Annotated in this window: 8 protein-coding genes and 1 pseudogene; 1 reads left to right on the top strand and 8 read right to left on the bottom strand. The window is 65.1% G+C overall.

Features of this window, described 5'->3' with window-relative positions:
* The 7 genes from QZ281_RS02490 to QZ281_RS02460 form a co-directional block, all read right to left on the bottom strand.
* Nucleotides 1-616 (bottom strand): LysM peptidoglycan-binding domain-containing protein (locus QZ281_RS02490; protein ID WP_292224332.1); only part of this gene is annotated, 616 nt, incomplete at its 3' end.
* Nucleotides 617-725: 109 nt separating this feature from the next.
* Nucleotides 726-1,370, bottom strand: coding sequence for a protein-L-isoaspartate(D-aspartate) O-methyltransferase (locus QZ281_RS02485; protein ID WP_292224330.1), 645 nt, complete (start codon nt 1,368-1,370; stop codon nt 726-728).
* Nucleotides 1,367-2,161 (bottom strand): 5'/3'-nucleotidase SurE, encoded by a 795-nt coding sequence (gene surE / locus QZ281_RS02480; RefSeq protein WP_292224327.1) that lies wholly within the window; start codon nt 2,159-2,161, stop codon nt 1,367-1,369. Before surE ends, QZ281_RS02485 begins: the two co-directional genes overlap by 4 nt.
* The gene (gene serS / locus QZ281_RS02475) at nt 2,161-3,576 is read right to left on the bottom strand and encodes a serine--tRNA ligase (RefSeq protein ID WP_292224325.1); all 1,416 of its coding nucleotides are present in this window, start codon (nt 3,574-3,576) and stop codon (nt 2,161-2,163) included. The genes surE and serS overlap by 1 nt, the downstream gene beginning before the upstream one ends.
* Before the next feature lie 108 nt (nt 3,577-3,684).
* Nucleotides 3,685-4,107, bottom strand: a complete 423-nt coding sequence (locus QZ281_RS02470; RefSeq protein WP_292224322.1) for a molecular chaperone DnaJ — start codon at nt 4,105-4,107, stop codon at nt 3,685-3,687.
* A gap of 19 nt (nt 4,108-4,126) precedes the next feature.
* Entirely contained in the window at nt 4,127-4,963 is an 837-nt protein-coding gene (locus tag QZ281_RS02465) for a division plane positioning ATPase MipZ (RefSeq protein ID WP_292224319.1), read from the bottom strand.
* Between the two features lie 131 nt (nt 4,964-5,094).
* Nucleotides 5,095-5,769 (bottom strand): SPOR domain-containing protein, encoded by a 675-nt coding sequence (locus QZ281_RS02460; protein WP_292224316.1) that lies wholly within the window; start codon nt 5,767-5,769, stop codon nt 5,095-5,097.
* Nucleotides 5,770-5,844: 75 nt separating this feature from the next.
* Here QZ281_RS02460 and panC point away from each other — a divergent pair, with 75 nt between their 5' ends.
* Nucleotides 5,845-6,705 (top strand): pantoate--beta-alanine ligase, encoded by an 861-nt coding sequence (gene panC, locus QZ281_RS02455; RefSeq protein WP_292224313.1) that lies wholly within the window; start codon nt 5,845-5,847, stop codon nt 6,703-6,705.
* 66 nt (nt 6,706-6,771) lie between these two features.
* Here the strand turns inward: panC and QZ281_RS02450 are convergent.
* Nucleotides 6,772-6,974: pseudogene (locus QZ281_RS02450) on the bottom strand (chorismate mutase); the annotation flags it as partial.

Raw genomic sequence — 6,974 nt, 5'->3', positions numbered from 1 at the left:
CTGGCAGAGCGGCATTCCCTGAACGTGGCGGCGGCGGCGGCGGGGCGACGCCATTGTTCGGCACCAGAACACCGACTGGAGACGGGCCGGTCGCATAGGGGTCGTGACCGGTATCGACGGCTGCGTCAGGCAGAATGATTCGCTGTCCGGTCGTGATGGCCCCGCGCGGGCCAAGACCGTTCAGGTCGATCAGCGTCTGCACCGGCGTCTGGAAACGGCGACCGACACCAGAAATCGTATCACCAGCCTGAATGACATAGGCGGCGCCCGGCGCGATGTGCGTAGGCGTGCGTGTCGGCGGCGGCGCATATTCGTCACGCGGCGGGGTGTGGGGTTGAACAGGCGGCTGCACGACCACAGGCGGCGGCAAGGATCCGCCTTCCACTGATCCCACCGGCGCTGTCGCTGGCGGCGGCGATTCGTAGGGCGCGGTCTGATAGGGTTGGGTCGGCGGCGTATTGGGATATCCGCCTTGCGGGTACGACCCGGCCTGCCCTGCCCCTTGCGTCGGATGGGTCGAATAGCGCGGCTCAGACGGGTAGGTCGTACAGGCCACCGCCGTCAGCGACGCCCCTGCGATCAACGCCGCTCTCATCAAGGCCGATTGTATCGCCACCCGCAACTCCTCACATGGTTAAGACCGGCCCCTGCGGTTTGCCCGCTCAAGCCCTTGAATCCAACCCTTCAATGCGCGCAGAATTGGGGCGTGAAGGTTAACAGGCCCTTCAGATTTCCTTGGCCGTGCCCTCGACCAGCGGCACAAACCGCACTTCGGTCAGGCTTTCACGCCGGAATGAGCCATCGCCCTGCCCCACGTAGCGATGCAGCATCTGCACGGAGGCGCGGCCGACAGGGGCGACCAGAACCCCGTTGGGTTTCAACTGTTTCAGCAGTTCTGTCGGCTCTGCAGGTGATGCCGCCGTCACCATGATCCGGTCGAACGGCGCCTGTTCGATCCAGCCCAGCCCGCCATCGCCGTGCTTGGTGATGACATTGTCGATATCCAGCGTCCGCAGGCGGCTTTCGGCCTCGACCAGCAGGCTGCGATAACGCTCGACAGAATAGACATAGCGCGCCAGTCGCGACAGCACCGCGCACTGGTATCCGCTGCCGGTGCCGATCTCCAGCACGCGGTGGCGCGGCTGGACGTCCAGCGCCTGGGTCATCAGGCCGACGATATAGGGCTGGCTGATCGTCTGGGCGCAGTCGATCGGCAGGGCCTGATCCTCCCACGCCTGATCCAGGAACTTCTCGTGCACGAAGACCGCGCGGTCGATGCTCTCCATCGCCGCCAGCACGCGCGGGTCCGTGACCCCCTGCTGGCGCAGCGACAGGATCAGTCGTCCGGCGCGGTCGTCGTGCAGGTTCAAGCGGCCCGGTCCGTCTTCTTGGGCGGAGCGCCGCCCAGCACCTTCTTCAGATCATTGACGCTCTGCATATGCGTCAGGTCGATATGCAGCGGCGTAACAGAGATGCGTCCCTCGTCGATGGCCCGCAGGTCCGTGCCTTCGGGGTGCTCCTGCTTCTCGCCTCGGAAGCTCATCCAGTAATAGTCGCGGCCGCGCAGGTCGGTACGGCGCACGGCGTGCATTTCGCCCACGTCGCGAAAGCCCTGTTTCGTCACCTCGACCTGCTCAACCTGTTCCGGGCGGCAGTTGGGGAAGTTCAGGTTCATGACCACGCCCGACGACCATTTCTGGTCCAGCAGGCGGGCGATGATGGCGGGGGCGAAGGCTTCCGCCGTCTCCCAGTGGGCCACCACCTCGTCATGGAACCGCTCAAGGCTCTGGCTCAGGGCGATTGAGCGGATGCCGAAGGCCATGCCCTGCAGCGCACCCGCCACCGTGCCGGAATAGCTGACGTCCTCGCCGATGTTGTGGCCCCGATTGACGCCCGACAGCACCAGATCGGGCCGCTCAGGCATCAGGTCGTTGACCGCCAGAACCACGCAATCGGTCGGCGTGCCGGTCACCGCAAACCGCTTTTCACCCAGATGATGCACCCGCAGCGGCTCGGTCAGGGTGATGCCCCGCCCCTTGGCCGACTGTTCGACAGCAGGCGCGCACACCCAGACGTCGTCGCTCAGGGTGCGGGCGATCCGCTCCAGACAGGCCAGACCCTCGGCTTCGATGCCGTCGTCGTTGGTAAGCAGAATACGCATCAGGCGCCCACCGCCTTCAGGCCGCCCATATAGGGCTGCAGCACGGCGGGCACGGCGATGCTGCCGTCCTCCTGCTGATAGTTTTCCATGATCGCCACCAGCGTGCGGCCGACCGCCAGACCAGAACCGTTCAGCGTATGGACGAACTCGGTCTTCTTCTCGCCTGCGCGCTTGAAGCGGGCCTCCATGCGCCGGGCCTGGAAGTCGCCGCAGTTCGAGCAGCTGCTGATCTCGCGATAGGTGTTCTGGCTCGGCAGCCAGACCTCAAGATCATAGGTTTTGCGGGCCGAGAAGCCCATGTCGCCCTTGCACAGCAGCATCTTGCGATACGGCAGTTCCAGCGCCTGCAGCACCGCCTCGGCGCAGCCGACCATGCGTTCGTGCTCAGCGTCCGAGTCTTCAGGGCGCGTGATCGACACCATCTCGACCTTGGTGAACTGGTGCTGGCGGATCAGGCCGCGCGTATCACGTCCCGCCGAACCAGCCTCGGCCCGGAAACAGGGCGTCAGCGCCGTCATGCGGATCGGGGTCGCCAGTTCCTCGTCAGACAGGATCTGCTCGCGGACGAGGTTGGTCAGGGAGACTTCAGCGGTGGGGATGAGCCAACGCTGAGAATGCAGGTCACTAAACCCGATAACCGAAGCATACGCTTTAGGCTGACTACGCAACGGAGAGTCAAAAGGCGTCTCGGCTACGAGGGCCTCAAAATAGCTGAGTTTCACTTCGTAGGTCACCGGCGGCGCAGCGGCGAACAAGTCTTCCTCAAATTTTGGAAGTTGTCCCGTACCGAACAATGCCTCGTCGCGCACCAGCAGCGGCGGGTTCACTTCCAGATAGCCGTGCTTGTCCGTCTGCAGGTCCAACATGAACTGGCCCACGGCCCGTTCCAGACGCGCCAGTTGCCCCTTCAGCACCGCGAACCGCGCGCCGGACATCTTGGCCGCCGCCTCGAAATCCAGCAGGCCCAGCGCCTCGCCCAGATCGGCGTGATCCTTGGCCGGACCGCCCTCGCGCGGCGTGCCCCAGCGGGACACCTCGACGTTCTGGGCCTCATCCTCGCCTTCCGGCACATCATCCGCAGCCAGGCTCTTCAGACCCGCCAGCAGATCGCGCAGTTCCTTGCCGACGCGGTTCTCGACCTCGGCGGCGGCGGCGATGTCGCCCTTCAGGCTCTCGACCTCGGCCTTCAGGCGATCAGCCTCGGCCATGTCCTTCTTGCCCATGGCGGCGCCGATCAGCTTGGAGGCCGCATTGCGCTTGGACAGGGCGTCCTGACCCGTCGTCTGGGCCAGACGCAGTTCCGCATCCAGACGCAGGATGTCGGTGACCACAACGTCGGCTTCGTCAACGCCGCGCGATGACCAGCCCGCCACGTAAACCTGGGGGTTTTCGCGAATGGCTCTGATGTCATGCATGGCTCTAAACCTTGGTCAGGCGGGAGAAGCCGAACGCTCTACCCGGATGGGCAGAGTCGGGCAACGCGCGACAGAAGCCAAAATCCTTATGCCGCAACGAGCGATGGTTCAGCGGGACTTGCCCAAAAGCCGATCTCGTGCGGCATTGACCCGCATAGCCAACCCCTCGGTGCCGCCCTGATCGGGGTGCGCGCGTGTCATGGCGCGTTTCCATGCGGCGCGGATTTCCGCTTCGGTGGCGTTGCGTCCGACCCCCAGCACAGAGCGGGCATCCGCCTCGCTGATCGGCTCGGATCGCACGACAGGCCGCATCCGCGATGACCAGATGACATAGAGGCCCGCGCCCGCCAGCCCCGCCCCCGCCAGCCACGCGCCGTGGGACGCAGCCAGCACTGCGCCAGCCACCATAACCGCGCCCAGCAGGGTCGCCGTCACGCGCCAGTGTCCACGACGTGGCTTCTCGGTCTGACGGCCCAGCCGCACCAGCGCCCAGACGGCGATCCCCGCCAGGGCGACCCAGATCAATCCCATGAAAGGCTCAGTCCGCCTTTCAGGCGGCGACGTCCAGCGGTTGCATCGCCTGTTCCAGCCCCATGGCCTTCATCAGATTGCGCAGTTCCTGACGCGCGGCGACGTGCGCCAACGACACCGCCACCGGACGGATGTCGTTCGACAGGTCCGCCACCGTCAGTCCGAACGGGAACAGTTCGCGATAGATGACCCGGTCGCGCAGGCCCGGCCCGACGCGGAAGCCGACCCGCTTGGCCAGCTTGTTCATGCGTTCTTCCAGACGTTTGCGGTTACGCGCTTCGGCGACGGCCAGACGGTTGGTCACGACCAGCCAATCGATGGTGGCGGTACGGCCTTGAGTGATGGCGCGGACCTTGCGCGCCTCCCAGACGCTTTCCGAATAGATGGACGGCTTCAGCAGCTCCAGCGACACCGGGTCCACCTCACCCAGCAGGTCGAAGTCGACGAAGCTGTCGTTCATCGGGGTGACGATCTGGTCGGCGCGGGCGTGTGCGGCGCTGGACACCGCCGTGTCACCGCCCGGCGTGTCGATCAGAATGCACTCCACGCCGCTGGCCACGGCTTCAGCAAAAGCATGTTCGAACGCAGCGATCTGCTCATCCACCGACGCCTTGGCCAGCGCCTTGCCGTCGCCCATGTCGGGGATCATCGGATGGGGCAGCGTGTGTCCGTTGGCCTCGACCCAGGTCAGACGGTTGGTGAAGAAGCGCTGCATCGACCGCTGGCGCAAGTCCAGATCGATGATGGCGACCGTCCGGCCAGCGTGCAGCAGGCCCGTCACAATGTGAATGGCCAGGGTGGACTTGCCCGCCCCGCCCTTTTCGTTGCCCAGAACGATCACATGTGGCTGCGTCATGAGGAAATCCTCTGTGCCGGTCAACGCGACTCAAATTTGGCGCGACCTTCGATGGGGTGCAGAGTCGGCCCGCTGACGGCAAACGTCAACGAACCCTTAATGACATCTTGTGGACGACACGCCCGCGAGCGTCAGCCCTGACGTGCGCACCAGGCGTCTGCGACCTGAACCGCATGACAGACGGCGACCGCGGTTTCAGCCGGAATGGGTCCGACCTTCAGTCGTGTCAGGGTGCGCCCGTTGACCTGAACCGTTTCAAAGACCGGCGAAAGCGTCGCCAATTCGCCCCGCACCTTGAGCCGCGCCCAGGCGTCACGCGCCCCGGCCTCGCTGGAGAAAGCGCCCAACTGGATGGTCCGCCCTTCAGTCTTGACGGCAACAGGACGCAGAACAGGCGGCTCGGCTGCGAGAGGCGTTGCAATCGGCGGCGCCGTTTCACGCACCACGGCGTGGACGATCTCCGGTTTTTCAACAACAGGTTCAGCCGGTGCGACAATCACCCGCTCGAAGGGCGCCATCGCGCCACGCAGGCTGGTGGACTGGGCGTCGCGCGCATCCCACATGTCATGCGGGTCCATCAACGACACCTGTAGCGGCGAGAACCGGGCGGGACGCAATCCAGCCGCTGCGGCCGTATCTGGTCGAGCCGTCGCCTTGCCGTCCAGCGGCACATTGATCGCCGCCACATGCTCGGCCATCGCATGAAACCGTTGCGGGTTCTCGACCGCGCCGCACCCGGCAAGCATCGCTCCCCAGGTCATGGCCAGGGCGATCAGAACTGGACGTGTCGCTTCTGCGGGCGTCATAAGCACGACCCTAGCCTCCAGACTTTGAAGTCTGGTGCATGAACACGCTTAAACTTGAAGGTTAATCGTTTCACCATGACCGACGCCCCCGCCCTGCCCGTCGCCCGTTCCGTCGCCGAGTTGCGCCAGATCGTCGGGGACTGGAAACGACAGGGACTGACGGTCGGAATGGTCCCGACCATGGGCGCGCTGCATGAAGGCCACCTGACCCTGGTGCGCGAAGCGGCCCGCCGCGCTGACCGGGTGCTGGCCTCCAACTTCGTCAACCCGACCCAGTTCGCCGCCCATGAGGACCTGGGCCGCTATCCCCGCCAACAGGAAGAAGATGCCCGACTGCTGGCGGGCGCAGGCTGCCACCTGATGTTCGCCCCCTCGGTCGAAGAGATGTATCCGCAGGGCTTTGCGACCAGCATCAGTGTCAACGGCCCCGCCCTGGGGCTGGAAGGCGATGCGCGGCCCCAGATGTTCGGCGGCGTTGCCCTGGTGGTCACCAAACTCTTCAATCAGACCCAACCTGACGTCGCCGTCTTCGGCGAAAAAGACTACCAGCAGCTTCTGGTCATCCGCCGCTTCGTGCGTGATCTGGACCTGCCGATTGAGATCATCGGCAGCCCGACCGAGCGGGACGAACACGGCCTGGCCCTGTCATCACGCAACGCCTATCTGACCGAGACCGAACTGGCCACGGCCCGCAGCCTGAACCAGATCTTGCGCAAGGCCGCGGCCGAAGCAGCCACGGGCCGCCCCCTGCCCGGCATCGAGCGCGAAACCTATGCGGCCATTCTGAAAGCCGGTTTCGAGCGCGTGGACTATGTCGTCATTCGTCATGCTGAAGATCTGACGCCATTCAGGAATGACATCGTCGACGCCCCCGCTCGCATCCTGACAGCCGCCTGGCTGGGCAAGACGCGGTTGATCGACAACATCGCGGTCTGACCATCGGACAAGAAAAGGCCGCGCCCGATCCCCGGACGCGGCCTTTTCCGAAACATGTCTCTGGCGTCAGCCGATAGCGCCGACGCAGCCCTCTGCATCACCCGGTTCCAGATCAGCGTCCGTCAGGGCGATGGTCCAGCCGTGGTGGGTGTTCAGGCCCCAACGCCGCGCGCCGCCGCCGTCACCTGCATCGCCGCCAGCGCTGACGACCACGCGACGGCCTTTCGGCAATGCGGGAGGATCAATCTTGCCAACCGCCAGAGACGTCG

This window comes from Brevundimonas sp. (assembly GCF_018608325.1).
Classification (GTDB): Bacteria; Pseudomonadota; Alphaproteobacteria; order Caulobacterales; family Caulobacteraceae; genus Brevundimonas.
This window is presented reverse-complemented; position numbering and strand designations above follow the sequence as displayed.

What these genes read in the sequence shown, in the direction of transcription:
- QZ281_RS02460 (WP_292224316.1), bottom strand. Translation starts at nt 5,769, where the DNA reads ATGACGCCCGCAGAAGCGACACGTCCAGTTCTGATCGCCCTGGCCATG.
- surE (WP_292224327.1), bottom strand. Translation starts at nt 2,161, where the DNA reads ATGCGTATTCTGCTTACCAACGACGACGGCATCGAAGCCGAGGGTCTG.
- panC (WP_292224313.1), top strand. Translation starts at nt 5,845, where the DNA reads ATGACCGACGCCCCCGCCCTGCCCGTCGCCCGTTCCGTCGCCGAGTTG.
- QZ281_RS02465 (WP_292224319.1), bottom strand. Translation starts at nt 4,963, where the DNA reads ATGACGCAGCCACATGTGATCGTTCTGGGCAACGAAAAGGGCGGGGCG.
- QZ281_RS02470 (WP_292224322.1), bottom strand. Translation starts at nt 4,107, where the DNA reads ATGGGATTGATCTGGGTCGCCCTGGCGGGGATCGCCGTCTGGGCGCTG.
- serS (WP_292224325.1), bottom strand. Translation starts at nt 3,576, where the DNA reads ATGCATGACATCAGAGCCATTCGCGAAAACCCCCAGGTTTACGTGGCG.